The following is a 26,759-nucleotide window of genomic DNA, read 5'->3' as shown; positions in this document are numbered from 1 at the left end:
TTTTTCATCTGATTTTTCGCTGTATGATAAAACTACACTGTCCACTTTTTTGGGCAATGTTTCTGGCAGCTACTGTTACTTTTGCACAAAACGGCTCAGAAACATACCCTAAAGGCGCTAGAAGTGTTGGCATGGCCAATGCTAACACTGGTTTAATTGCCCCTTGGAGTATCTTCAACAATGTAGGTGCGATGGGCCAAATAAATCAAAATGCCGTATTTTGTGCCTATGACCATCGATTAGGATTGAATGAGCTTACCACTTTAGCCGCAGGAGCAACACTCGCTAGTCAATTTGGTGTTTTTGGACTTAGTCTCTCTAGCTATGGGGCTGAGTTATTTAACCAACAATCATTGGGCCTTGGTTTTTCCCATCAAATCGACAAAAACAGTTTCGGACTGAAAATCAACTACCTTCAAACCAATATAGAAGGCTATGGAAAAAGAGGAGTGCCAATTCTAGAATTTGGGGGACTAAGCCAAATTTTACCCCAATTAAGTTTCGGCTTACATGTTTATAATATCAGTAGAGCTAAACTAAGCCCTGATACAGACGATTACCTGCCCACTATTATCAAATCAGGTATATCTTTCCAAGCCAGTGAAAACCTAAGGATCAACGTAGAAGCTGAAAAGGATATATTATTAAAACCAATTGCAAAATTTGGTGTGGAATATGGCTTCTCAAAATATTTTTGGGCAAGATGTGGCTATCAGTCAAATCCTTCTAATCTTCATTTTGGGATCGGCTTTAAACCAAAAAACTTCAGCATTGATTACGCCATGGCCCAAAACAACCTATTGGGATTCACCCATCATTTTTCCTTCAGTTATATTTTCCCAAAGCCATGAGCTTTCTTAAGAAGATATTGATCAATATTCTTTTGGCCACACTGCTAACACTGCTAAGCAATTTTTCTAAGGCACAATCCAATGAGGACTTTGATGTGGAAGCATTTGCTGAAGAACTCTTTGCCACTCAGGACGAAGATTTAAACTATGAAATGCTCTACGAAAACTTGTTGCAGATTTATCTAAACCCTTTGGATCTAAACCAATGTAACGCAGATGAATTACAGTCACTCTATATCTTAAGCCCATTGCAAGTGCATAACTTTATGAGACATAGGGATACATTTGGTAAAATCCTCTCCATATATGAACTACAGTCCATTCCAGATTTTAATGTTTCAATTATAAAAAAACTAATGCCCTTTATAAGCATAAACCCTAATACTGGGCAAAAGGTCACCAATCTACCTCAGCGAATGTTTACTGAAAAAACCGCATATTTCATCTATAGGGTTAAAACCAATTTGGAAACCAGAAAAGGCTTTACTCCTCCGGATACGCTGGGAAACGGACGCTTAACAAGTCGCTATTTAGGAAGTCCAGAAAGTCAATACCTAAGGTTTAGGACGCAACATAGCAAGGACTTCAGTTTCGGATTTACCTTGGATAAAGATGCCGGGGAATCTTTCCAATGGAAACCTCGCACCCAGCAGTATGGATTTAATTTCTTTAGTTACCACCTCAGTTTGTATAATAAAGGTAACTGGAAAACCATTACCATTGGAGATTATCAGGCCCAATTTGGGCAGGGTCTGATCTTTGGTGCAGGATTTTCAGTAGGTAAGGGCGCAGAAACCATCACTACTACCAGAAGAAGCTCCACAGGCATTAAACCATATACCTCGGCAATGGAAAGTGGCTATTTTAGGGGACTAAGTGCTACATATGCAAAAGGGAACCTAGAAGGATCAATCATTCTATCTCACGTACACAGAGACGCTTCCCTAGAATGGCCTGACAGTACCAATGAACGAAGTAAATATATCAAATCTCTTCCCGAAAGTGGTTATCACAGAACGCCCACTGAAATTGCCCAAAAGGCAAATTCTTGGGAACAAAATTTGGGAGGCAACCTCTCCTACATCTCTACAAACAAAAATCTACAAATTGGAATAAATTCCTTAGCCACCAAGTTTAAATATCCTTACTTAAGGCAAAGTCAAATTTATAATGCTTTTGAATTTAGGGGACAATTCAATCACATCCACAGCGCCTATTTTTCTTTCAACCATCAAAATCACTTTTTATTTGGTGAAGGTGCCATCTCAAAGAGCTCAGGAAAGGCTTTTGTTCTAGGAATAATGAGTAGCTTAAACGAACATCTTGACTTGGTATTTCATATCAGGGATTTTGGCAGAAAGTTCCATAGCTTTTATGGCAATGCTTTCAGTGAAGGATCTAGACCCATCAATGAAAAAGGAATTTATCTGGGACTCCACTATCAACCCAAAAGAAACTGGAAATGGAGTGGCTATATTGATCAGTTCAGATTTCCTTGGCTCAAATACAGGAGTTATTCCGCCTCTTCTGGTTATGAATGGCTACAGCGTATTACCTACTCCAATAGGAAAAAACTGTCCATATATTTTCAAATAAGGGAAGAGCAAAAAGATCGAAATATTACTGCTAATATGAACGAAATGCCTGCATACCAAATCGCCACGGGAAAAAAGAGAAATTTCACTTTAAACCTAGATCAAAACATTGGCAAAAACTATTCAACGCGTACCAGAATCCAATGGAGTTCGTTCGATTTTGATGAGAAAAAAACCACCGGTTTTGCCATTGCACAAGACTTTAATGCCGCTTTTGGAAAGTGGAAATACAGTGGGCGAATTGCATTATTTGACACCGAGGATTACGATAACCGACAGTATATTTATGAGAAAAATGTTCTATGGGCATTTTCAATTCCCAGTTACTATGGACAGGGAATGAGGTATTATTTACTCAGTCAATTTAAAGCAAGCAGGAAACTGAATATCTGGTTAAGATGGAGCAGGTCGATTTATACAGACAGAGAAACAATCGGTTCTGGCCTTCAAGAAGTGAAAGGTAATACCTTAAGCGATATTACCTTTCAGGTAAGGTACCAGTTTAATAAATGATCTAAGTATTAAACAGCCTATTTCTCTTTCAAAATATCTCTTATCTCTGTCAGCAACACTTCTTCTTTGCTAGGTGCTGGTGGAGGTGTGGGCTTTGCCTCTTCTTTCTTCTTCAGATTATTCATTGTTCTGATCGCCATAAAAATTACGAAGGCGATGATCACAAAATCGATAACCATTTGTATAAAATTCCCATATTTGATGGCTACAGCCGCTGTTTCAACCCCATCAGGAGAAACAACAGCCTCTTTCAAAACATACATCAAATCTTTGAAGTTAACTCCTCCAATAGCCAACCCTATAGGCGGCATAATGACATCATTGACCAGTGAAGAAACAATTTTACCAAAAGCCCCTCCAATAATTACAGCCACCGCCAGGTCAATAACATTCCCTTTTAGGGCAAACTTTTTAAACTCCTGTAATAGTCCCATAACAAATTACACATTAATTATTTAAACAAAATTTTCAATTAAAAACTAATGAAAATACAAATAAATATTAATGTAGCAACATTCCTATCAATAATAATTAGCACAAAAGATGTAGAAAGTTATTTGTAGGCTTACAGCTATGTACTTATTAAATTTGTCACCATATAAAATATGGGAAATACTTAGATCAAAAACATGAATATATTAACCCCTCCAAAAGCCGAAAAAAAAACTCATAAAATCAACTTTCACGATCATACCAGAATCGATCCCTACTATTGGATGAATGACAGGGATAATCCAGAGGTAATCAATTATCTAAATCAAGAAAACAATTTCCTAAAAGCATCACTAGCACATACAGAAGATCTTCAAAAAGAATTGTTTGAAGAAATGAGAGGTCGTATCAAAGAGGATGATGAGAGCGTCCCCTATTTTAAGGACGGTTTTTTCTATTACACCAAATATATAGCTGGGGGTGAATACCCCATCTTTTGTAGAAAACCAGAAAGCCTTAAAGCAGAAGAAGAAATTATCTTGGACGTAAACCTCTTGGCTGAAGGTCATGAATATTTCAATGTCAGCAGCTTGGGGATTTCCACCAATCAACAACTTTTGGCTTTTGCCCAAGACAATATTGGAAGAAGAATTTATACCATAAAATTCAAGGACCTTAACTCAGGCAAGATCCTTTCAGATGAAATAAGCAATATAACAGGAAACCTAGCTTGGGCCAATGACAATCAAACCATTTTTTACTCGAAACAAGACCCCAACACCCTTAGATCATTTCAGATTTTCAAACATACGATCGGCACAACTCAGGATAAAGACGAATTGATATTTGAAGAAAAAGACGAAACCTTCACTTGTCATATCAGCAAGTCTAAATCAAAACAATATTTATTCATTTGCAGTGAAAGTACCGTTTCCTCTGAAATCCGGTTTTTAAATGCAGACGAACCCAATAGCAAAATCCAATTGATCCAAAAGCGGGAAAGAGACCTCGAATACCATGCAGATCACTTTGGGGAAGACTTTTTGATCATGACCAACCATGCCAAAGCGACCAACTTTAAGCTGGTAAAAGCCCCAGTAATAAGCCCTAAAATGGAAAACTGGAAGGATGTCATTGTTCACAGGGAAGATATATTACTTGAGGGATTCGAGGTTTTTGAAGACTTTCTCGTATTAGAAGAAAGATATAATGGACTAACAAGAATCCAGATAAATCCTTGGAATGGTAAAGTGCCACATTATATTGACTTTGATGAGCCTACCTATTCTGTCTGGACTAGTTATAACCCTGAGTTTTCGACCAAAGTCCTCAGGTTCGGCTATAACTCCCTCACCACTCCTTCTTCCACTTATGATTATAATATGGAGACAGGAGAAAAAAAATTAATAAAAAGGCAAGAAATAATAGGAGGTTATAAGCCTGAAAAATACCAATCGGAAAGATTATGGGCCTATGCTGAAGATGGCACAATGATCCCTATTTCTTTGGTATATAAAAAATCAAGCTTCAAAAAAGACGGTAACAGTCCATTGCTTCAATACGCCTATGGCTCCTATGGTTTCAGCACAGATGCACTGTTCAGCTCCAATAGACTTTCTTTATTGGACCGAGGATTTGTATTTGCCATTGCACATATCAGAGGTGGCCAGGAGATGGGCAGACATTGGTATGAAGATGGAAAAATGTTAAAGAAGAAAAATACATTTACAGACTTCATCTCCTGTTCTGAATACCTGATCAAGCAAAAATACACACAAGCAGACCGGCTATTCGCAATGGGAGGGAGTGCTGGTGGCTTATTAATGGGAGCTGTGATAAATATCAAACCTGCATTGTACAAAGGAGTAATCGCGGCTGTACCTTTTGTAGATGTAATTACCACCATGTTGGATGAGAGCATCCCACTTACCACAGGTGAATTTGATGAATGGGGAAATCCAAAAGAAAAGGTCTATTACGACTATATGCTATCCTACTCTCCTTATGATAACGTAGAGAAAAAAGATTATCCTAATCTATTGGTCACCTCAGGGCTTCATGACAGCCAAGTCCAATACTGGGAGCCTACCAAATGGGTAGCTAAATTGAGAACGGAAAAAACTGACAACAACCTCCTACTGCTTTATACCAATATGGAAGCGGGCCACGGTGGTGCCTCAGGTCGTTTTCAATCCTTAAAAGAAACGGCTATGGAATATGCCTTTATACTTGACTTGGCTAAAAATTAAATAGGGTAAAAAAGTAGGAAAGATCCCTACCATCTTTCCTACTTTTACAAACAGCTTCGTTCAATCTATTTCAAATTCTTTACAGTAATTATTGGACTATAATCAAATAATATGGAAAAATTCACATCTTATTCGAAAGCCTATTGATTATTTTTATCTTATTGATTTCCATTTTTTCAACAAACAATTACTTTTTTATCTAATTCATTTTTTATATTTCAAAATACATTTTTTATAATATAAAAATTATTTATTTTTACTATAACGACAAATTGCTTTGTTAACTTAATACCACCTCAATAAATAAATCTAAGGAATCCAAGAATCAATACATATATATCCACAATAAAGATTGTCGATTTTAGTACTTTAAAAAAACTGGCAAGGGCAATATAAATACATAAATATCTTAAACAGGCAGTTGGTTATAAGAAACAAATTGGCATAGTGGACCATATTTATTCAACAGGCAAAGCAACCATGCAAATGTAACCCAATCATTCACACCTTGCTTTACTTATTGGTAATAACTGGCTTAAAAGAAACACCCTAATCCCAATTAAATGAAGTGGAACATCAAGTAATTTCTGCATATCACAATGCTGAATTAGCACAACTTGGAAGAAAACTAAAAACTATGATGAATAGTCAATTATTTATCAGTAAGATCCGTTGTAGTACAGTTTTACTTCCCAATTGGACTGATAAATCAGATTTCATCATCGATGATCATGTCGATGTTTGGAGACTTCCTATAGACAAAATAAAGTCGAAGATTAAGAATTTCCTTAAATTCCTTAGTCCACAGGAGACCCAAATGATGAATAAGTTCAAAAAGGAAAGTGAAAAGGTGCATTACATATTGGGAAAAGGCTTTCTCAAATTCCTTACATCCAAATACTTGGACTGCGCTCCTATGGATATTGAAATTGAGCTGGGGATGAATGATAAACCTTATATAAAAGACGTCAATGAATTCAATTTCAATATTTCTTATGCCCAAAACTGGGTCATTTTTGGATTCTGCAATGAAGAGGTAGGTGTGGACATTGAATACGTGGACAAAAAATTTGATTTCTTTCCTTTAATACATGAATGGTTCACTCAACCTGAAGCTAATTTTATCGAAAGAGCTTATTCTCCCCGACATGAATTTTTTAAATTATGGACCCGCAAAGAATCCCTTCTAAAGGCAACTTCATTGGGTAAGGTAAAAGATCTTCAAATGATCAACTGCCTGGACGGAATCCAATTTATTCCTTATGAAGTAGGTAGAGGCTTTACAGACTGGAAAATCAAAAGTCTCTTGATGGATGAACTCTACCTACTGAGTATTTCCTTTCCTGTCCACCTTAGAAAAATGAGGTTCTTTGAAATTCATTAAACCAGTTTCAGAAGCCAACTTGAATTCAAAACAAAGGTAAACTAAGATAATTGTAGAAGCTCAGATCAAGTAACGCATCAATCGTCCGAGGAAAAGATGGTCTTACTTTGTAAACTACAGCAATGCGGACAAACACTCACCTCGCTGAACTTTCTTTCGGCACTTCTTAAGGCCTCATGACAATTATTAAATGGACCTAGATAGGTCAAACTATCCATACTGGGCATTTCAGGGCAACCTTGAACATGTACTTCATGTCCTTCGTCACCGGGCAAAAAATTCGTTAGATAAAAGAATACCATTATTGTTAACGTTTAGAAGATATATAAAGTAAAATTAAGCTATCAGACATTATGAAAAAATACCCCATCTAGGGTATTTTTTCATAAAAATGCCATTTTTTTTGTACTTCAAACACTTCTAATTGACATCTAAAATAAAAAAACCGCAAAAATCATTTTGCGGTTTCTCTAACAATTCCATTAATCTTCATCAACTGATCGGAGATCCTGGAGCAGTTGAATCGTGTGGAACCATTAATTTCAAAGCACCATCTTTATCTTCAGCCATTAAAATCATTCCTTCTGAATCAACTCCCATCATTTTACGAGGCGCTAGATTGATCAACATGGTCACCTGCTTGCCTATCAATTCTTCAGGAGTAAAATGCTCTGCAATGCCACTCAACACGGTCCGCTTCCCTATTCCAGCATCTACAGTTAATTTAAGTAACTTTTTGGATTTTTTAATTTTTTCAGCTTCCAGGATAGTGACGACTCTCAGGTCTTGTTTTAAGAAATCATCAAAAACAATCGTATCCTTCACAGAAGGTACAGTGGCATTCGCCGCCTCATTTTGCTTTTTTGCTTCCATTAACTTTTGAACTTGTGCCTCAACGATTTCATCCTCTATTTTCTCAAAAAGCAATTCTGCTTTACCTATTTCCTCTCCACCTTTCAGAAGATTCCCTGAACCTGCATCCAACCAATTCAAATCTTTTATCCCTAATATACTGTTTAATTTTTCAGCTGTAAATGGCAAAAATGGTTGAGAAACTATGGCCAAGTTACTAGCGATATTCAATGCTATATTTAGAATAGTACCAGTTCTCTCCTTGTCCTGTTTAATGGTTTTCCAAGGCTCTGTATCTGCCAAATATTTATTCCCTAATCGGGCAAAATCCATCACCAGACTCAAAGCCTCCCTAAAGCGGTATTTTTCAATAGATGCCGCAATTCTTTCTGGAAACCCCTCCAAACCAGCCAGCACTTCTTGGTCATATTCGGAAAGTTCGGTCCTTTGAGGCACTGCTCCATCAAAGTATTTATGTGTAAGTACCACAGCCCTATTCACAAAATTCCCGAATATGGCCACTAACTCCGAGTTATTTCTACTTTGGAAATCTTTCCAAGTAAAGTCATTATCCTTTGTTTCTGGCGCGTTGGCTGTCAAGACATAGCGCAAAACATCTTGCTTTCCAGGAAACTCTTTCAAATACTCATGTAACCAAACTGCCCAGTTTCTAGAAGTGGATATCTTGTCTCCCTCCAAGTTCAAGAACTCATTGGCCGGCACATTATCTGGCAAGACATATTCACCATGGGTTTTGAGAATAGCAGGAAATATGATACAGTGAAACACAATATTGTCCTTACCTATAAAATGCACCAATTTGGTATCTCTATCCTTCCAATAAGGTTCCCAATCAATACCTTTCTCAGCTGCCCACTCCTTAGTGGAAGAAATATAACCAATGGGAGCGTCAAACCATACATACAACACCTTCCCCTCTGCACCTTCTATTGGCACCGGAATCCCCCAATCCATATCTCTGGTCATTGACCTGGCTTGCAAACCGTCACCGGTTTCCAGCCAAGAGCGGCATTGGCCCAATACATTATTTTTCCAATCCTCCTTATGATCAACCAAGATCCAGTTTTTCAAAAAATCGGTATACTTGGCCAGATCCAAAAACCAATGTTTCGTTTCTTTCAGTACAGGACTGTTTCCACTTAATTTTGATTTCGGATTGATCAGGTCTGTCGGGTTCAATGAAGTGCCACATTTTTCACACTGGTCACCATAGGCATTTTCATAACCACACTTGGGACAGGTCCCTTCTATATAACGGTCAGCCAAAAATTGTCCGGCTTCTTCATCATAATACTGTTCAGTGGACTGCTCCAAGAATTCGCCCTTTTCATATAAATCCGTAAAAAACTCAGAAGCTGTTTCATGGTGAATAGGTGCGCTGGTCCTGGAATAATGATCAAAACTGATCCCAAACTCCTCAAAACTAGCCTTCATGATCCCATGGTACCTATCCACAATATCCTGAGGAGAAACTCCCTCTTTTTTTGCTTTAATCGTAATGGCTACCCCATGTTCATCCGAACCACATATATAAGCCACATCTTTGCCCATAGAACGGAGATAACGAACATAAATATCTGATGGAATATAACATCCTGCCAAATGTCCAATATGTAATGGACCATTAGCATAAGGCAATGCGGATGTTATGGTATATCTTTTATAATCTTTTTTGCTCATAGGCTGCAAAGATAGGGAAATTTGAATTTTTAAGCGGATAATATCAGTCCGATTTCAGATACTTTGGTTCATACGAACCTAGGACAATCGACACTGATACACTCAGGTCAATGAACCCGATGTTTTGATTTTTCTTGGTGATTTATGCGAATCAAAAATTTGGGTTTTAATACTCACCAATAAGGTGATGCAAGTTCCCATCAAAGCAATTAAAGCGAAAGACACCTTCAAGTCGAACAGCTCCGCAACAAAACCGATTAGCGGCGGGCCTAATAAAAACCCAAAAAAGGAAATCGTAGATACCAAAGCCAAAGCTATACTTGGAGAATACATCTTAGACCTTCCTGCAATACTGTAGGATAGTGGAATGACTGATGCAGTCCCAAACCCCACCAACAGAAATCCTACAATTGCGGTACTGACTTGTGGGAACACCACTGCTAAAACCAAGCCCATCCCTATCAGCACCCCACTTATCCTCAACATGACGATTTTCCCCCATTTATTGGCCAACGCATCAGAAAAAAATCTTCCAGAAGCCATCGCCCCCATAAAAGCCACATATCCCAAAGGAACAATACTAGGAGATGCCATTACTACTTTTTTCAAATAAACACCGCTCCAGTCAAACATACAGCCCTCACACATCATCCCAAAAAAACCTACAAGACCTACGCGGAGCAAAATCGAGTCTGGCTTTTTGAGCACTAATCCTCCTGCTCCTGTATTTTTTTCTTCTTTATACAATAAATTATAACTGGAAATTAAGATGGCCATCATAATTCCAGCCACAATCCAGTAATGTTCCTGAGGAGGCATATCCAGTTTTATCATCAAGGCTCCTATTCCTGCACCCGCAAAGCCGGCAAGACTCCATAATCCATGAAAGGAAGCCAAAATACTTCTGGCATAATTATCCTCCACTATCAAAGCCTGGGTATTCAATGAGATATTCATAATATTTCCCAACATACCAAAAACAATCACGGCCGCTCCTAGCTGAAAAACGGAATTCATGAATCCTAAACTCAACAAGGACATAGCATAAACAATACTTCCCCATATGATCACAGTTCTACTTCCGTATTTATCCACCGCCCATCCAGCCAAAGGCAAAGCCAGCAATGAACCCAAAGGCATACCAAGCAGTAATGTCCCCAACTGTCCCTCACTCAAATCAAAAATCTGCTGAAAATCAGGAATCCTAGAAGCCCAAGAAGCAAAACTTAAGCCCGCAAGAAAAAAAAGACTACTCAAGGCTATCCGCCTCTTCCTTAATAAATTCATAGGTATTACTATCGTATTATTACACAAAGTAATGGACTTTTTAGTATAACTAAAGCCTCTTGATTCTTAAAAATCATATCAACCGTTTGCATAGATAGAGATTTTTGAAATAAATCAATTTCCGAGGATAAATCCTTAAATTACCAATCAAATAATGAGCAAAATATGGAATTTGTAATCGCTGGAACCACCGTAATATTAGCCATCCTTTTAATCAGGATTATTTACAAAAAAGTCTTCAAATAAAACTGATAAGGTTTAAACGAAAAAAAAATGGATACAACTAGTATATCCATTTTTCCTTGCTTCATTTTTCATCAATTAATTGGGGAGCTTATCTGCAAACTTCCCATACACCCAGGTTCCTGCCAAGGCACTGACCAAGGTAATTACAATCACAGTAAAGCCTGTACCTATCTGGGCAAACAAAGGTCCTGGACATGCTCCGGTCAAAGCCCAGCCCAACCCGAATATAAATCCTCCTATGATCTGCCCTTTTCGAAATTCCTTATCTTTAATTTCAACCTTATCTCCTGAAATGGTCTTTATATTAAACTTCTTGATCAGCAGGATAGAAATCATTCCTACCACAACTGCCGAACCGATCACGCCATACATAAAGAAGGATTGCAACCTGAACATTTCTTGAATTCTAAACCAAGAAACCACCTCCGATTTCACTAAAATTATCCCAAACAAGACACCTACCACCATGTATTTCAGCAGGGCTATCCCCGTTTCTTGGGACTTCTGTAAGTTAGGTGCTTCACACTCTATTGGTGAATCGATTTCTCTTTCTATTGTTGTTTTCATAAATCTCTATTCTTTAAAATCCAGCCAACTTCATCAAACTCGGCAAAAACAAATGGGTCATGGCAAATCCTCCCAACATAAAGAAGATAGTAGCTACCACTGATGGCCATTGTAAATTACTAATTCCCATAATAGCATGTCCTGAGGTACATCCACCAGCATACCTGGTTCCAAACCCTACCAAAAAACCACCAAACACAAAAAACACAAGACCTTTCATACTAAAGACATTCTCCCAAGAAAATATTTCTGATGGCAGTAAGCTGGAATATTGGGTAATGCCCAAAGCAGCTAAATCAGCCTGTGTACTCTCTGCGACCACCACTGAATCTGGGTTTGAAAAAAACAGTCCAGCAATCACACCTCCCAAAAACACCCCTGCAACGAAATATAAATTCCAAGCCTCTTTTTTCCAGTTATAAGAGAAAAAAGGAATTTTAGCAGGAACACAAGCTGCACAAACGTGCCTTAATGAAGATGATATCCCAAAAGATTTATTTCCCAGCAAGAGTAACGCAGGAACAGTAAGTCCCAATAAAGGCCCAGCAATGTACCAAGGCCATGGCTGGCTTATCCAATCGATTATATTTCCCATAATTATTTAAATTAATCAAAAGAGGGTTGCCCCCTCTTTTGTACTTTTCAACCTATTTAAATATATCCAATTACAATTTTGTACTTGGACAAACATATGCAGTCAATTCAAACTCTCCTGATTCCTTAATGGCCTTAAAACCTCCATCAATATCTACCAACTGATCATAACCTCGCGCTTTCAAAATAGAAGCAAAGATCATTGAACGGTAACCACCTGCACAATGCACATAGTACTTCTGGTCTTTATCTATGGTATCCATATGCTCATTGATATAGTCCAATGGATTGTTTTCTGCCCCAATAACATGCTCACTTTCATATTCACTGGTCTTCCTTACATCCAAGATTTTTACTTCCTGGCCAGACTCCTTGATTTTCACCAATTCCGACACAGGGATTGATGTAATATGGTCTACTTCTTTTCCGGATTTTTTCCAATTTTCAAAACCACCTTTCAAGAAACCAATAGCATGATCATAGCCAACCCTTGCCAAACGGGTAATGACCTCTTCTTCACGGCCTTCATCGGCGATCACCAGTATCTCCTGCTTCACATCTGGGATCATGGTCCCTACCCACACAGCAAAACTCCCATCTATACCAATATTAATTGAATTGGGAATAAAACCTTCAGCAAACACCTGTGGAGCACGGGTATCTAATAATATAGCACCTGTTTCATTTGCTACCTGTTCAAACTCTTCAGGATTTAAGGCCCTTTCTCCTCTTTCCAATACTTCATCAATACTGTCATATCCCTCGATATTCATCATTACATTTTGAGGGAAATAAGCAGGCGGAGGAGTGAGTCCTGTGATCAACTTATCGATAAACTCCTCTTTGCTCATCTCTTGCAAAGCATAATTGGTTTTCTTTTGATTGCCTAATGTATCTGATGTCTCCTTACTCATGTTTTTCCCACAGGCACTTCCTGCTCCATGCGCAGGATATACAATAATATCATCTGGCAAGACCATAATTTTATTTCTCAACGAATCATATAGATGACCCGCTTGCTTTTCTTGGGTCAAATCTTCTGAAACCTTCTGTGCCAAATCTGGCCTTCCCACATCACCTATAAATAAGGTATCTCCTGTGAAAATCGCTTCTTCTTTGCCTTCCTCATTGATCAGCAAATAACAAGTACTTTCCATTGTATGCCCAGGGGTATGTATTGCCCTAATGGTAACATCTCCCACCTTGAACTCTTCTCCATCCCGAGCAATCTTGGCATCAAACCCCAGATGCGCTTCCGTTGGTCCGAAGACAATCTGAGCGCCTGTCTTTTTGGCCAAATCCTTATGGCCTGAAACAAAGTCTGCATGGAAATGCGTTTCAAAAACATATTTGATGTCAGCATTATTTCTCTTGGCCTTTTCAATATAAGGGTCCACCTCTCTCAGTGGGTCAATAATGACTGCTTCGCCATTTGATTCCACATAATAGGCACCTTGGGCCAGACATCCTGTATAAATTTGTTCTATTTTCATTTTTGTTCTTTTTCTAATTTTAAAAGATGCGGTCATTTAAATTTCTGTTTTAATATCCAGCATTTATTAAGGTTCTAATTGCTGAATAACTTAATACAAAACTAAGCTTTTGAATCATCAGAATAAGTGACTTCTATCACATTCGATGGGAGATTTATAGGATCAAATTCCAAATATCTCCTTGATCAAAATGTAGATCCCCATTATCAGGACAAACCATCCAAAGCCCTTCTTCAGTGAGCTATCATTGATTTTTTTGGAAAGCATACTTCCCACAAATATCCCTATTATCGAAAGTCCAGTAAATATTAACAAAAACTTCCAATCAATGGTTTGTGTGCTCAAATCTCCTGTAAAGCCTAATAGAGATTTCGCAGATATGATCAATAATGATGTCCCAACCGCCTTTTTCATCGGTAGTTTTGCCAATAAGACCAATGCCGGGATGATCAAAAATCCACCTCCTGCACCCACTATACCCGTAACAGTCCCTTCAAAGAGTCCCTGTAATGCTATCAGTGGATAATTGAGAGTTTTATCATCGATCTCTGGAACCAGCTTTTTCCCATTTTTAATCATAGAATAGGCTGCTGCCACCATGATCACCGCAAAGAACACCATAATAGCGACATCGCGGGACAATGAGATCCCCTGAAAGGTAAACAACACCTCTGGAAGGGAATGCACAATATACCTTCTTGTCAGAAACACCGCTGCAAAAGAAGGCAACGCAAAAACCCAAGCTGTCTTATAAGAGATGCTGCCCCTTTTCATATAAGAGAAAGACCCCACCAATGAAGTACTGCCTACTACAAAAAGCGAATAAGCAGTCGCCAAAACCGGTGACATTCCCATTAGGTAAACCAAAATCGGAACAGTTAAAATTGAGCCTCCCCCACCTATTAGTCCTAAACTAATACCAATTAGGGTTGCTGCTAAAAATCCTAGTAGTGTATATAAATCCATTTATTAATCTTCTTTATTTAAATTTTATACAAAACTAAAGCATCAACCAACCACTTGCGGTGACATTTGTTACACTTAGGATAGCCTTACCTCTATTTACCTGATTTATATCATCTTATATTTCATCAAATACCATGTACCAATAACCAAATTCTATTGGGAAAATGCCCCAAAGTAATTATATTAATAAAATAAATTGGCATTGACAATCATGAAAATACTATTAGCTACTGATTTCTCTGAAAATGCCCAAAATGCTTTTCAGTTCGCAAAAGAACTCGCCAAAGCTCATCATGGGAAGCTTGGTTTATTATTTGCGTACACTCCTGTATTTGACTTTGCCGCTCAACTGGCCGAATATATTGTGGCCATAGAAAATCAGGCTAAAAAGGAAATGGAAAAGCTGAAAAAAGAAGCCAAAAAAGAAGGTCTGAAAATCTCCTACCTGATCACTCAGGAAACTGCTTCCAGTGCCATTTGTTCAGAAGCAAAAAAACAACAATATGACTTGGTCATCGTAGGTACAAGTGGAGAAAGCAAAATCTCCCAAGCTTTTCTGGGCACCACAACTACCGAAGTAATCAAACACTGCCCCAAACCTGTACTCTGCATCCCCCCAGAAGCGCAATTCAAAAACATGAACACCATCTCTATGGCCATGGAGCTAAACAGGGAAGACATCTCCTTCTTGGGGCAACTTATCACCCTTACCAAAGGATATAAACTTCCCTACAAAATTATTCATATTAAGGATAAAGCGGAAATACCACAGGAAATCACCTTTTTCGAATTGTCTGCTTATCTAAAGGACCGTTTTCCAGAGCTTACCATCAGCTACGAGGAAATCGCTGCCAAGGAAGTCAATGAAGGCTTACAAAAGTATGCAGAAAAACACCCTCAAACCTTATTATCCATGTTTACCCAGCACCGAACCTTTTTTGATTATTTATTTAACAAGAGTCACTCGGCCGAATTGGCCCTGCACACAACAGTCCCTTTATTGGTCCTTAAATCTCAATCAAGAAAATAACATATTAGTAGAGCTACCTAAACTTCACTTTTCTTAATCAATTCATCAAAATCATCACGAATATATATGATATTCCTACCCAATTCTATCCACTTCTTTTTTTCCAATTGCTTCAGCAATCTAGAGATAACCTCCCGCGAAGTCCCTAACTCATTGGCTATTTCCTGATGAGTAATCTGCAGTTCATTACTACCTGTTTTTTCCCTTTTGGCCTGAATATACAATGCCAGCCGCTGATCCATTTTCAAAAAAGCCACCGCATCCAAAGCCTTCAACATCTCCTGAAATCTATTTTGATAGGTTTGTGTAACAAAATCCTTCCATTGCCTGAATTCCTCGCTCCACTTTTCATGCAATCTAACAGGAATATTAATGATCGTAGTATCTTCTTCTGCCACCGCCCTAATTTCACTGGGCTTAGCCACATCACAGCAAGTCAATGACAATGCACATGTCTGGCCTGGATATAAATAATATAAGAAGAGCTCTTTGCCTTCCGTATCCACTCTCAACACCTTAATGGCTCCATCTATGACTATAGGAACTGACTTGATAAATTGTCCTGGTTCCATGATAGTCTCCCCAGCATGAATTCTCATCAAACTCCCCTCAGAAGCAATTTTTTCCAATAATGCCCGATCGGAAATGCCTGTCAGCTTATCTTTAATCTCTAAAACATCCATTTTTATTACTTTACTACTCCATAAACAGTTTCCCCATCATTTACATTCCTTAGCACCGTTGCTCCTGCACCTATTGTACAATTTTCCCCAATTTGAATTCCCGGTAACACCGTACTTCCTGCCCCCACCAAACTCCCTTTGCCCACTTGTACACCTCCACACAAGGTTGCCCTAGGCGCAATATGAACAAAATCACCAATCAGACAATCATGATCGACCACAGCGGATGTATTAATGATCACATGCTTGCCTAGCTGTGTACCTGGCTGTACGGTAGCTGATGCCATGACCACCGTCCCTTCCTCATATCGTATATAATCATTGACCACTGCCTTTTCGTGAATTACCACACCATACCAAGCTCCTCTTCCCAAGCGTTCATACACTTTTTCTCTAACTACATTATCACCGATAGCAATGATAAAACTATTGTCATGATGATCTTCTATTTCATTATAAACTTTTACGGGATAATGGAGACAGGTCTTCAATGCTTCATTATCATCAAAAACACCGCTGATATGAATCCCTCTACTTTCCAATGCAGATATCACCACCTTCCCATGTCCCGAAGCTCCAAAAATATACATGCTGTTAAATCATTTTCATTGATATAAATAAAACTAACTAATCCAGAATTCATTTTAAGAATAAAGTCCAAAATAAATTAAGAAAATTCCGACCAAACAATCATTATCTCATTCCAAACCACCCTTTAGACACCGCGAATATTAATAAAACTTTTAAACTTCCAATAGCTATCTTCTGAGATTAAGTAAAAGCAAAAAATTTCCATTCAAATATTACCGCTTTTTTTTAAAATCATATTCTTATATATTTAAAGAATTTGAAAACAGAAAAAAATTCCAACAACTTAACATATCATCAAATGAACAGAAGGGATTTCGTGAAAACTGGGGGCATTATTTTAGGAGGAGCAGTACTTCCTCAACAATTAGTAGCTGCTTACCAGTCTTCCGGATTAAATACCGGTCCAATAAAAATAGGAATTATAGGTTGTGGCGACAGAGGCAAAGGTATTATGCACGTAATGAAGAGAATGCCTGATCAATTTGAGATGGTCGCTATTTGTGATAATTTGGACTTCAGATTAAAACAGGCAAGAGAAAGTTTCCCCGACATCAAATTCCAAGCCTTTAAAGATTACGAAAAACTTCTTGAACTAAAGGAAATAGAAGCCGTCATTATTGCCACTCCATTAAACATGCATTATGCTCCCGCAAAAGCTGCTTTAGAGGCGGGAAAAAATGTTTATTTGGAAAAAACCATGACCTACAACATCCCTGAAGCACAAAAGTTAGTCAAGTTAGTAGCTAACAATCCAAAACTAACGCTTCAAGTCGGCCACCAATACCGGTACACTCCTCTCTACTATAAGGTAAAAGATATGATCCAGTCCGGTTATCTTGGGAAAATCACCCAAATCGACTCTAGATGGGACAGAAACTGGAACTGGAAAAGACCAGTACCAGATCCTTCTTTAGAAAGAGCCATAAACTGGAGAATGTACAAAGAATATTCCGGAGGATTACCTGCAGAATTGCTTTCCCATCAAATAGACTTTATCAACTGGGCTTTTGAGACCCATCCAGACACCATAATGGGCGCAGGTGGAATTGATAATTATGACGATGGAAGGGAAACCTTTGATAATGTCCAACTGATCCTTCGTTATGAAAAAGCTGGAATGATTGGGAATTTTGGTGCCACCTGCAGCAATGCTCGTGAAGGATATTCATTCAGCATCAAAGGGACCAAAGGCACTGTGGACCTTTTAATGAATGAAGGGTATTTTTACCCAGAAAAAGAACGTATGGAGGAATTGCAAATAGTTGACGGGGTATCTGGAGCTACCAAACTCACCTGGAAAGAAGGAAAAGGTATCCCTATTTTGGACGAAAAAACCAAAGATGGGACTATTTATGCTTTGAAAGATTTTCATAATTCCATCATGAACAAAGAAACACCTGCTTCTAATGTGATCAGCGGAGCAACCACTGCAACATGTATCCACTTGGCCAACCACTCAACATATAACAATACTATCGAAAGCTGGAAACCAGAATACAATTATGGATAAGCCGTAAAAGATTCGCATAAAATTTTAAGCTGCACCTCAATGTGCAGCTTTTTTTCTATCCAAACTTAACCATTTGAAAACACTGGCGTAATATTGAACCGAAATTCGCATTTATCTTCACTTCCCTGCTAAATCTAGCCTAAAAAACAGCCCATCCTGACCACAAAGACATATTTTCACTAAAAACAGGCTCAAGCCAAGCTGTAAAAAGACATGGATTTGACAAAAACCCAAAAACAAGTTCAAAAAACAACCTGTTTTCCATTATTTTACACAAAACACACAAAAACAAGTGTAAAATTTAGGCAAAAAAAAGAGGAATCGCCTCATGGATTCCTCGAATGGGTTTATTTTAACTGACTAACAGCCGCATATATTTTGGAAAAAAGGACTTTATTCCTCGTTTTTAACACCAAAACTTCTTTAAACATAATGAAAATATCTCTAACCGCAATAAAACCGCAAAAATATTTTCCACTCCAATTTTCATCTCCTTCACATCAAAACACAATTAACACCTTGTATTTAACCATAAAGAAATACTAAAACGGTTTATGCAAATATCCCTACCATTAATTAAAACCATATTATCACCCAAACACCTTTTCTTGATATTTTTCCAGATTCTTTAAATCTTCAAAGGACAATAGAATTATATTGGTATTATAAACATTCACAATTCTCTCAATTAACTTTTTACTATGGAAACAATAGATGAAGTGATCAGCAAAATGGACAAGATCGTCTTTGATTGCCAGCAGACTGCCAGCAGAATTGGCTTTTTTGCTATTCTTTACAGAAGAGTAACCATCCGAATCAAGGAAGGAATCATCAACAAGGAATTCGAAGACAACGCAAGAATGGAAAAGCTGGATATAATATTCGCCCAACGTTTCTTTGATGCTTATAACCTGTATTTAGAAGCAAAACAACCTAGCAAAAGCTGGTTTTGTGCCTTTGAAACAGCCGAAAAATCCGGCACCACCATCCTTCAACATTTATTATTGGGAATTAACGCCCACATCAATCTTGATTTGGGAATAGCAGCCGTCGAAACAATGAAAAATGGAAACCTTCTGGATATCAAAAATGACTTTGATAAAATCAACATCATATTATCCGAACTGGTAGACGGAGTAAAATCCAACTTATCCAAAGTATCACCCATTTTTGGTTTCTTGATCAAATTCGCCAATGGAAAAGATGAGGTATTACTCAATTTCAGCATTCAGATCGCCAGAGATGGGGCATGGAAGTTTGCCAATGAATACGCTATTGCAGCAAACCTTGACCAAGCCTTAAACAATAGGGACTTGTCCATACTGAAAATCGGAAACAAAATCGCCAAGCCTGGCAGAAGATTAAGTGTGATCACAAAATTCATCAGCTGGACCGAATGGAAATCAGTCCCCAGGGTAATGGACCAACTAGAAGTAATTTCAAAGGAAAACATGCCTCTCCAACTTTCTTTTAACAAACTGGAAACAGCCTGATCATACTAGCCCCTCACCGACTTCCACACCATCTTCCTTTGAAGGTTTTTTTCCCAATTTTTCTTCCAGCCAATCCCGTTCTGTTTTTGAAATCAAAACAGAACGGTGATTCTTGTCCTGGATTTTTAGTTTATTCTCTAACGCACTGGTTTCAGAAAAATACTTCAAGCGCATATCACTTGCCTCCTGCAGCTTAAATTTCTGCTCATGAACATAAACAGCCACAGCACTTTCCGATTTATCCAACAATAAATCATAAGGCCCCTTATTCGAGATCAACTTAACAACAACCGGTGCAGTTTCAATGGCCACAAACAAAAGAACTATAAATAAATTAGCTGCAGCTATCGCCTTACTCTCTGCGGTAAGTGTTGCAAGTGCATCCATTCTCGCCGCCATGCCGTCATATTGATCGATCATTGACTTTTGCTGCAAAAAAACCTGTTCTTTATCTTCCAGTATTTGATTGATTTGGACTTCATTTTTATCAATTTTCGCCCAATTTCTTTCACGAACCTGAATCAAAGCATCTTCAGCAGCATCCAGCTGTCGCTCTTTCTTCTCAGCATTTACCCCCAAGCCAACAATCCCCGTTGTACCTGTCGTCTTTTCCCCAAAACGCTCCGAATCATATTCCTTTTGTTTCTGATCACGAAAAGCCGCTTTTTCCTGTATTTCCTGCTTCAGCAAATCATTTTCTTTTTCCAGCCTTTCCACTTCTGGAAAAACAACCATCAAATTTTCCCTAGAACTGGCCAGATCCTTAAGCTTATTAGCCTCCAGCTTTTTATTGATTTCCTTTTCAAAAATCTTCAATTCTAACGGCTTAGAAATAACTATAGCCAATAACACCGCCAAAATCAATCTTGGAAACGCCACTCTCAATTCTGACCAGAAGCTTTCCCGCTTCCTCATACCAGAAACAATGAACCTGTCTAAATTGAAAATCATCAAGCCCCAAACCAAACCAAAAAGAACTGTCCAATACCACACTTCAAACACAGTAAACAAAGCATAACCGCCGGAAAGAGCCGCAAGCAAACCTGTAAAAAACACAGCCCCTCCAATTCCAATATATTTATTGGATTCAGTTGGACATTTCCTTAATAAGGCCATATTGCCTCCGCTACAAAACCACAGAAAATCCTTAAGTTTCTCCATTATCTTTATTAAACTTTACTACCATACCTGACTTCTCTTCTAATCATCAAAAAGTGGGCAATTCTGCGTTCAAGATACTTTTGATTTCTAGGGATATATAATTAATGTGACCAATCCTACCCTAAATGCCACCAATCCCCCTTTTCTTGTTTCAAAACTTATAAAATCAATCTTGAAATCACCCAAAGACAAAAAACACAACAGCGTACAACCTCCGCTACTGTACGGAAAAATGTTCGAATTTGGGATTTATTCATATTTTCCGATCACAGGACAGCTAATTTTCATCCATTATTGATAACTTTCTAAAAAAACCAAACGCTTTATCATGACAAATCCATTCTATTCAAGCCCAAAAACTCTCCTTTTCCTGTTGACCATATTGCTTAGCCTACAACTTCAAGCCCAAAATTCCCCCGAAAAATTCAAAGAAGAAGTTGAGTCAATCGTTCAAAATACCCCTATTCCAAATTCAGCAGAACCAATATACCTTTTTACCGGAAGCTCCAGTATTAGAAAATGGACAGATATTCAAGAGTATTTCCCTGATCAGACTATAGTCAATACCGGATTTGGCGGCTCCCAAGCCCATGAGCTATTATTCTATGCCAACCAACTTATCATCAGGTATCAACCACAGAATATATTTATCTATGAAGGTGATAACGATATTGCCAGCGGCAAAAACCCCGTCACCATCCTTAACACCATGAAAAAACTGGTCACAAAGATCCATAAAAGTTTACCAGAGGCAGAAATACATTTCATCAGCCCAAAACCCAGTCCGTCCAGATGGGAATTAAAAGAGCAATATGAAGCCCTCAACAGGTTAATGGAAATCTATTGTAAAAAGACGGACAAAGTGTCTTTTATCAATATATGGGACATTACACTTAATGAAAACGGAAAACCAATGCCCGAAATCTTCATCGAAGACATGCTGCATTATAACGATAAAGGCTATGACCTATGGTACTCGGTCCTAAAAAACTATATACCTCAATAGTACCCAACAAGAAATTTTAGATCGCAAAATATAAATTGTTTGGAATTTCAACGAGGCTAATGTTACTTTGTATCACTTCAGGCAACTGATTTATAAAGAAGAGGCGAGAGATCAGGCTCATTGACCCTCTGGCAACCATTCGCCACAACGAAAAGGTGCCAAAACCTGCCCAAAATTAAAGGGAACTATAAATTAGACATTATGATCCATTTACGTACACAATTCTTTTTCTCTATTCCCCATCGTATTTACATAAAATATGCCATGTCCGGTATAAGGAAAAGTACGAATTGTGACATTAATTAATTTTACTAACCTGAAAAATCCCATCATGTCCAATAAGCATTTTGAAACCGAAGCTATAAGAATCGCTTCTTCTAAATCCAACCAAAGAGAACACTCTGCCCCTATTTACCTGACTTCTAGCTTTACTTTTGATAGTGCTGAAGAAGCCCGTCAGATGTTTGCAGATGAGATACCTGGAAACATCTATTCTCGATATGCCAACCCTAACAGCTCTGACCTCATAGAAAAAGTTTGTGCAGCAGAAGGTACAGAAGATGGCATAGCTACAGCATCAGGTATGGCTGCTATGTTTGGCAGTATGGCCTCTATCTTACAACAAGGAGACCATATACTTGCTTCCCGCTCACTATTCGGATCCACCCATCAGTTGCTCACAAGGGTTTTTCCAAAATGGGGCATTACATCTACCTATGGTGACATTTCCGACATTCAAAACTGGGAAAAACTGGTTCAGCCCAATACTAAAATGTTATTCATAGAAACCCCTTCCAATCCCGGCTTGGAAATCATCGATCTGGAATGGGTAAGTGCTTTCGCAAAGGCGCATAATCTGATCCTGGTTGTGGACAATTGCTTTGCTACTCCATACCTACAACAACCAGCCAAATGGGGGGCTGACATTGTTGCCCATAGCGCCACCAAATACATAGATGGACAAGGAAGAGTATTGGGAGGATTGATCTTAGGCAAAAAGGAATTGATCCAAGAGGTACAGTTTTTCACCAGACATACCGGCCCCAGTCTTTCACCATTTAATGCTTGGATACTTTCCAGAAGCATGGAGACTTTGGCGGTAAGAATGGATAGACACTGCTCCAATGCCCTTACCGTAGCCGAATATTTCCAGGACAACAAAGACTTGGAATTTGTAAAATACCCATTCCTTAAGAGCCACCCTCAGTATGACTTAGCCAAAAAACAAATGAAGCAAGGAGGTGGCATCATCACCTTGACATTAAAGGGGGGAATCGAGAGGGCACAAAGGTTTATAGACGAATTGCAGATGATCACTGTCACTGCTAACTTGGGCGATAGCAGAAGTATCATCACGCACCCTGCCTCCACCACACACAGTAAATTAACAGAAGAAGAAAGAGAAAGAGTAGGCATCTTGCCTGGCTTGATCAGACTTTCCACGGGACTGGAACATCATGATGACATCATCGCTGACGTAGAAAGAGCCCTGGAAAAATCCAGATAAATAAAATTTCGATTTTTGAACAAAATCCTTCATATTTTAAATGTGAAGGATTTTTTTTTGTAGCATTTTTTCATCGTGTCTCGTCTAGACACTATCTAAATAGCGCTAAAACCATGAAAAAATATTACTTCTCTATTTTTGTCATTTTTCTGGCACTTACTTCCTGTATGAACGGAGATCCAGAAAACGCTCCCTTGGCCCCTAAACTCAGAGTACTCAAAGACTATGAAAAAGACCTTGCCAACAGCAGCAGCAATTTCGCTATTGACCTTTATTTACAACTCAAAAAATCCGGAAACCCTAATTTGTTTTTCAGCCCATTCAGTATACAGCAAGCCCTATCCATGACCATGAATGGTAATAAAGGAGAAGTACTGGAAGAATACAAGGAACTACTTGGCTTTGAAAACACTAGCCTAGAGGAAGCAAATAATGCCAATCATGAACTCACTCAATTTCTAAAAGAGGTAGATTCTAAAGTCACCTTGAATATCGCCAATGGAATTTGGTACAGGGAAGGACTGAGCGTAAAAGCTGCCTTTCAGCAAACCATGCAAAAGCAATACCTCGCCGCCTTAAGTACCTTGGATATGAAAGATCCAAATTCTGCTGAGATCATCAATCAATGGATAGAAAAAAACACCAATAACCTCATCAAGGATATGATTGACCAAGTCCGTCCTGACGCAGTTATGTACCTCGTCAATGCCATTTATTTTTATGGAGACTGGAAATATCAATTCGACCAAAACCTAACTTCCAAAGCACCTTTCCATACCAGCCCTAGCGAAAGCCATCAGGTAGATATGATGAGTCTTTCCGACCCTGCTGACATCAATTACTTCAAATCAGATAACCTTACCTATTTGGAGATACCCTATAGTACTGGTCAATATTCCATGGGCATTATTTTACCAGACGGACCCAACTTAGCTGCTATAGAAAATGAACTTTCCCTTTCGCAAATCGACCATTGGAAAGAAAACCTTCATCCAAGTGCCGCTATCATAAAAATGCCCAAATTCAAAATGAGGCAAAAAATCAACAACTTGAGAGATGATCTAGAGGCAATGGGACTGGTCACTCCATTTTATTTTGACAACAGAAACTTCACCGAATTATTCGACAGTCATACTGACCCATTAAAAATTAGCAGGGTTATACATGATGCTTTGATTGATGTAGATGAAAAAGGTACTGAAGCTGCTGCTGCTACAGTTGTAGAAATTGAACTCACTGCTGCTAATCCTACTCCCCTTATCATCTCCATGGACAGACCTTTTATCTTTTTCATTCAGGAAAAACACAGTGGAGCCATTTTATTTATGGGAAAACTCTCCGACCCAAGTATTTTATAAAAAGCAAGGGCCGATCCAAATGGTTCGACCCTTGCTTTTTATCATTTCTACTCTTCTTGTTTTAATAAGGGTGAAGAATAATAATTCACCTCTAATGCTTTCATTCTTTCCTCATGCTTAATAAGCCTGGATTTATAATCATCCCAGTCCCTTAAAGCTGGCTTGGTCCAAGCAATCTCTGCTATACCTATCAACCTTGGAAAAACCATATACTCCAATTCTTCCATTGTTGAGATGGTTTCAGTCCACAAAGGAGCCTCCACGCCCAAAATATCGCCTTTATCAATTCCCTCTTCCAAGGTAGCTGGATCCCACAGATACGCACTATCCAATTCTATATAAGCCGCCCAATGCAATCCCAGTTGGGTCGTAGAATCATATTGCATATCCAAATAGGCCCTTGTAGCTGGAGATATCAAAACTTTCGCACCTTGATCTACAGCCATTTTCGCATTTTCTGCTTTTGCCCAATACTGCGCCGTGGCACTAGGCCTCAAAGCGGCATGAGCAATTTCATCCCAGCCTATCACCTTTTTATCATAAGAATTTACAATATCCTGCACCTGCTCTATAAATGGAATATAATCTTCCAAAGGTGTCACGTGAGATTCATCTCCCCCAATATGGATATATGGACCGGGAGTAAGCCCCACTAATTCCTTAACCACATCATCAATAAATTGATAAGTAATCTCCTTATCAGTACAAAGCGTACTAAAACCAACCTCAGTGCCTGTATACAATTCTGGTGCTTCTCCATTACAATTAAGCTCAGGATAAGAGGCCAGTGCTGCATTCGTATGTCCAGGCATATCTATCTCAGGTACGATCGTAATAAATCGCTCTTGAGCATATTCTACGATTTCCATATAGTCTTCTTGGGTATAAAAACCTCCTTCGCCACCGCCTACTGCAGTACTACCACCGATTTCTGTAAGCATTGGCCAAGACTTGATCTCAATCCTCCACCCTTGGTCATCTGCGAGATGTAGGTGCAAATAATTCATTTTATACAATGACATCAAATCAATATACCTTTTGACATCCTCCACCCCAAAAAAGTGACGCGCTACATCCAACATACTACCTCTATAACCATATTCTGGAGCATCTTCTATCTTAACCCCAGGCACCTTCCAGGCCCCTCCTTCAAATCCCCCTACCTTTTCTATGGCCGAAGGCATCAATTGCCTCAAAGTCTGAAAGCCCCTGAAAATTCCCTCTGGCGTGGCACCTTTTATACTGATCCCATCAGGCCTCACATCGAGTTCATACCCCTCTTTTGGCACATCCAATCCCAAACCCAAAGCAATATAATCCCCCTCCGGTTTTTCGGTCACTACTTGTATATTAAAACCTGTCGAATGGTTAATAAACTTGGAAAAGAATTGAGCAACATCTTCCAGCTCCGACCGGTCGATATATATCTTAGTATTTTCATCAATAGTAAAAACACCGTCTTGTGCTTGTACTTTTTCAGGTAAAGGAATAAGTGCTTTATCCGAAAGTTTCGGATCAGGATCACAAGCCAATAGCCCTCCTATCAAAAGAAGAATGGACAGCTTTAAGAATTCACTTTTTATCATATTGAAATATTTTAAATTTTATCTCGTTAATGATTTAAACTTAATCAATTTTTAATCAAAACTTAATACAGGTTACATTAAATTATAAATTAACAATTTAATAA

The 26,759-nt window shown here is 38.5% G+C and carries 22 protein-coding genes and 1 riboswitch; of the genes, 10 read left to right on the top strand and 12 right to left on the bottom strand.

Annotated features, from left to right (window positions below; translation table 11 throughout):
* Positions 1 to 23: 23 nt before the first annotated feature.
* Both KZP23_RS11625 and KZP23_RS11620 read left to right on the top strand, forming a co-directional pair.
* The gene (locus tag KZP23_RS11625) at positions 24 to 851 is read left to right on the top strand and encodes a PorV/PorQ family protein (RefSeq protein WP_226336400.1); all 828 of its coding nucleotides are present in this window, start codon (positions 24 to 26) and stop codon (positions 849 to 851) included.
* Positions 848 to 2,959, top strand: coding sequence for a ComEA family DNA-binding protein (locus KZP23_RS11620; RefSeq protein WP_226336399.1), 2,112 nt, complete (start codon positions 848 to 850; stop codon positions 2,957 to 2,959). The genes KZP23_RS11625 and KZP23_RS11620 overlap by 4 nt, the downstream gene beginning before the upstream one ends.
* A gap of 17 nt (positions 2,960 to 2,976) precedes the next feature.
* On the opposite strand, the gene mscL is transcribed toward KZP23_RS11620, so the two are convergent.
* Positions 2,977 to 3,393, bottom strand: coding sequence for a large-conductance mechanosensitive channel protein MscL (mscL, locus tag KZP23_RS11615; RefSeq protein WP_226336398.1), 417 nt, complete (start codon positions 3,391 to 3,393; stop codon positions 2,977 to 2,979).
* 195 nt (positions 3,394 to 3,588) lie between these two features.
* On the opposite strand from mscL, the gene KZP23_RS11610 reads away from it, so the two are divergent.
* Both KZP23_RS11610 and KZP23_RS11605 read left to right on the top strand, forming a co-directional pair.
* Complete coding sequence (locus KZP23_RS11610; protein WP_226336397.1) at positions 3,589 to 5,640, top strand: S9 family peptidase; 2,052 nt, start codon at positions 3,589 to 3,591, stop codon at positions 5,638 to 5,640.
* A gap of 637 nt (positions 5,641 to 6,277) precedes the next feature.
* Entirely contained in the window at positions 6,278 to 7,024 is a 747-nt protein-coding gene (locus KZP23_RS11605; RefSeq protein ID WP_226336396.1) for a 4'-phosphopantetheinyl transferase family protein, read from the top strand.
* A gap of 77 nt (positions 7,025 to 7,101) precedes the next feature.
* On the opposite strand, the gene KZP23_RS11600 is transcribed toward KZP23_RS11605, so the two are convergent.
* The 7 genes from KZP23_RS11600 to KZP23_RS11570 all read right to left on the bottom strand — a co-directional run bounded on the left by KZP23_RS11600 (position 7,102) and on the right by KZP23_RS11570 (position 14,730).
* Entirely contained in the window at positions 7,102 to 7,326 is a 225-nt protein-coding gene (locus KZP23_RS11600; RefSeq protein ID WP_226336395.1) for a hypothetical protein, read from the bottom strand.
* Between the two features lie 190 nt (positions 7,327 to 7,516).
* Entirely contained in the window at positions 7,517 to 9,577 is a 2,061-nt protein-coding gene (metG, locus tag KZP23_RS11595; protein ID WP_226336394.1) for a methionine--tRNA ligase, read from the bottom strand.
* 102 nt (positions 9,578 to 9,679) lie between these two features.
* On the bottom strand, positions 9,680 to 10,864 hold the full coding sequence (locus tag KZP23_RS11590; protein ID WP_226336393.1) for an MFS transporter: 1,185 nt from the start codon (positions 10,862 to 10,864) through the stop codon (positions 9,680 to 9,682).
* A 321-nt stretch (positions 10,865 to 11,185) separates the two neighbouring features.
* On the bottom strand, positions 11,186 to 11,677 hold the full coding sequence (locus tag KZP23_RS11585; protein WP_226336392.1) for a DUF6691 family protein: 492 nt from the start codon (positions 11,675 to 11,677) through the stop codon (positions 11,186 to 11,188).
* A 13-nt stretch (positions 11,678 to 11,690) separates the two neighbouring features.
* Positions 11,691 to 12,272, bottom strand: coding sequence for a YeeE/YedE family protein (locus KZP23_RS11580; protein ID WP_226336391.1), 582 nt, complete (start codon positions 12,270 to 12,272; stop codon positions 11,691 to 11,693).
* Positions 12,273 to 12,342: 70 nt separating this feature from the next.
* Positions 12,343 to 13,764, bottom strand: coding sequence for an MBL fold metallo-hydrolase (locus tag KZP23_RS11575; RefSeq protein WP_226336390.1), 1,422 nt, complete (start codon positions 13,762 to 13,764; stop codon positions 12,343 to 12,345).
* 162 nt (positions 13,765 to 13,926) lie between these two features.
* Positions 13,927 to 14,730, bottom strand: coding sequence for a sulfite exporter TauE/SafE family protein (locus KZP23_RS11570; protein ID WP_226336389.1), 804 nt, complete (start codon positions 14,728 to 14,730; stop codon positions 13,927 to 13,929).
* A gap of 211 nt (positions 14,731 to 14,941) precedes the next feature.
* Here KZP23_RS11570 and KZP23_RS11565 point away from each other — a divergent pair, with 211 nt between their 5' ends.
* Positions 14,942 to 15,760, top strand: coding sequence for a universal stress protein (locus tag KZP23_RS11565; protein WP_226336388.1), 819 nt, complete (start codon positions 14,942 to 14,944; stop codon positions 15,758 to 15,760).
* Between the two features lie 17 nt (positions 15,761 to 15,777).
* Here the strand turns inward: KZP23_RS11565 and KZP23_RS11560 are convergent, their stop codons facing one another.
* Positions 15,778 to 16,443: a Crp/Fnr family transcriptional regulator gene (locus KZP23_RS11560; protein ID WP_226336387.1), complete on the bottom strand. Its 666-nt coding sequence runs from the start codon at positions 16,441 to 16,443 to the stop codon at positions 15,778 to 15,780.
* A 5-nt stretch (positions 16,444 to 16,448) separates the two neighbouring features.
* The gene (locus KZP23_RS11555; RefSeq protein ID WP_226336386.1) at positions 16,449 to 17,033 is read right to left on the bottom strand and encodes an acetyltransferase; all 585 of its coding nucleotides are present in this window, start codon (positions 17,031 to 17,033) and stop codon (positions 16,449 to 16,451) included.
* 299 nt (positions 17,034 to 17,332) lie between these two features.
* Between KZP23_RS11555 and KZP23_RS11550 the strand changes: the two genes are divergently transcribed.
* Together KZP23_RS11550 and KZP23_RS11545 are read left to right on the top strand one after the other, a co-directional pair.
* On the top strand, positions 17,333 to 18,544 hold the full coding sequence (locus KZP23_RS11550) for a Gfo/Idh/MocA family protein (protein WP_226336385.1): 1,212 nt from the start codon (positions 17,333 to 17,335) through the stop codon (positions 18,542 to 18,544).
* 701 nt (positions 18,545 to 19,245) lie between these two features.
* Entirely contained in the window at positions 19,246 to 20,037 is a 792-nt protein-coding gene (locus KZP23_RS11545) for a DUF5995 family protein (RefSeq protein ID WP_226336384.1), read from the top strand.
* Here the strand turns inward: KZP23_RS11545 and KZP23_RS11540 are convergent, their stop codons facing one another.
* Positions 20,038 to 21,198 (bottom strand): DUF4407 domain-containing protein, encoded by a 1,161-nt coding sequence (locus KZP23_RS11540; RefSeq protein WP_226336383.1) that lies wholly within the window; start codon positions 21,196 to 21,198, stop codon positions 20,038 to 20,040.
* A 328-nt stretch (positions 21,199 to 21,526) separates the two neighbouring features.
* Here KZP23_RS11540 and KZP23_RS11535 point away from each other — a divergent pair, with 328 nt between their 5' ends.
* The 3 genes from KZP23_RS11535 (at position 21,527) to KZP23_RS11525 (ending at position 25,069) form a co-directional block, all read left to right on the top strand.
* The gene (locus KZP23_RS11535) at positions 21,527 to 22,204 is read left to right on the top strand and encodes an SGNH/GDSL hydrolase family protein (protein WP_226336382.1); all 678 of its coding nucleotides are present in this window, start codon (positions 21,527 to 21,529) and stop codon (positions 22,202 to 22,204) included.
* Between the two features lie 87 nt (positions 22,205 to 22,291).
* Positions 22,292 to 22,398, top strand: a riboswitch (SAM riboswitch).
* A 137-nt stretch (positions 22,399 to 22,535) separates the two neighbouring features.
* Entirely contained in the window at positions 22,536 to 23,711 is a 1,176-nt protein-coding gene (locus KZP23_RS11530) for a trans-sulfuration enzyme family protein (protein WP_226336381.1), read from the top strand.
* Between the two features lie 113 nt (positions 23,712 to 23,824).
* The gene (locus tag KZP23_RS11525) at positions 23,825 to 25,069 is read left to right on the top strand and encodes a serpin family protein (protein WP_226336380.1); all 1,245 of its coding nucleotides are present in this window, start codon (positions 23,825 to 23,827) and stop codon (positions 25,067 to 25,069) included.
* Positions 25,070 to 25,116: 47 nt separating this feature from the next.
* On the opposite strand, the gene KZP23_RS11520 is transcribed toward KZP23_RS11525, so the two are convergent.
* Positions 25,117 to 26,655, bottom strand: coding sequence for a beta-N-acetylhexosaminidase (locus KZP23_RS11520; RefSeq protein WP_226336379.1), 1,539 nt, complete (start codon positions 26,653 to 26,655; stop codon positions 25,117 to 25,119).
* Between the last annotated feature and the right edge of the window lie 104 nt (positions 26,656 to 26,759).

Source organism: Echinicola marina (assembly GCF_020463795.1).
GTDB lineage: Bacteria > Bacteroidota > Bacteroidia > Cytophagales > Cyclobacteriaceae > Echinicola > Echinicola marina.
This window is presented reverse-complemented; position numbering and strand designations above follow the sequence as displayed.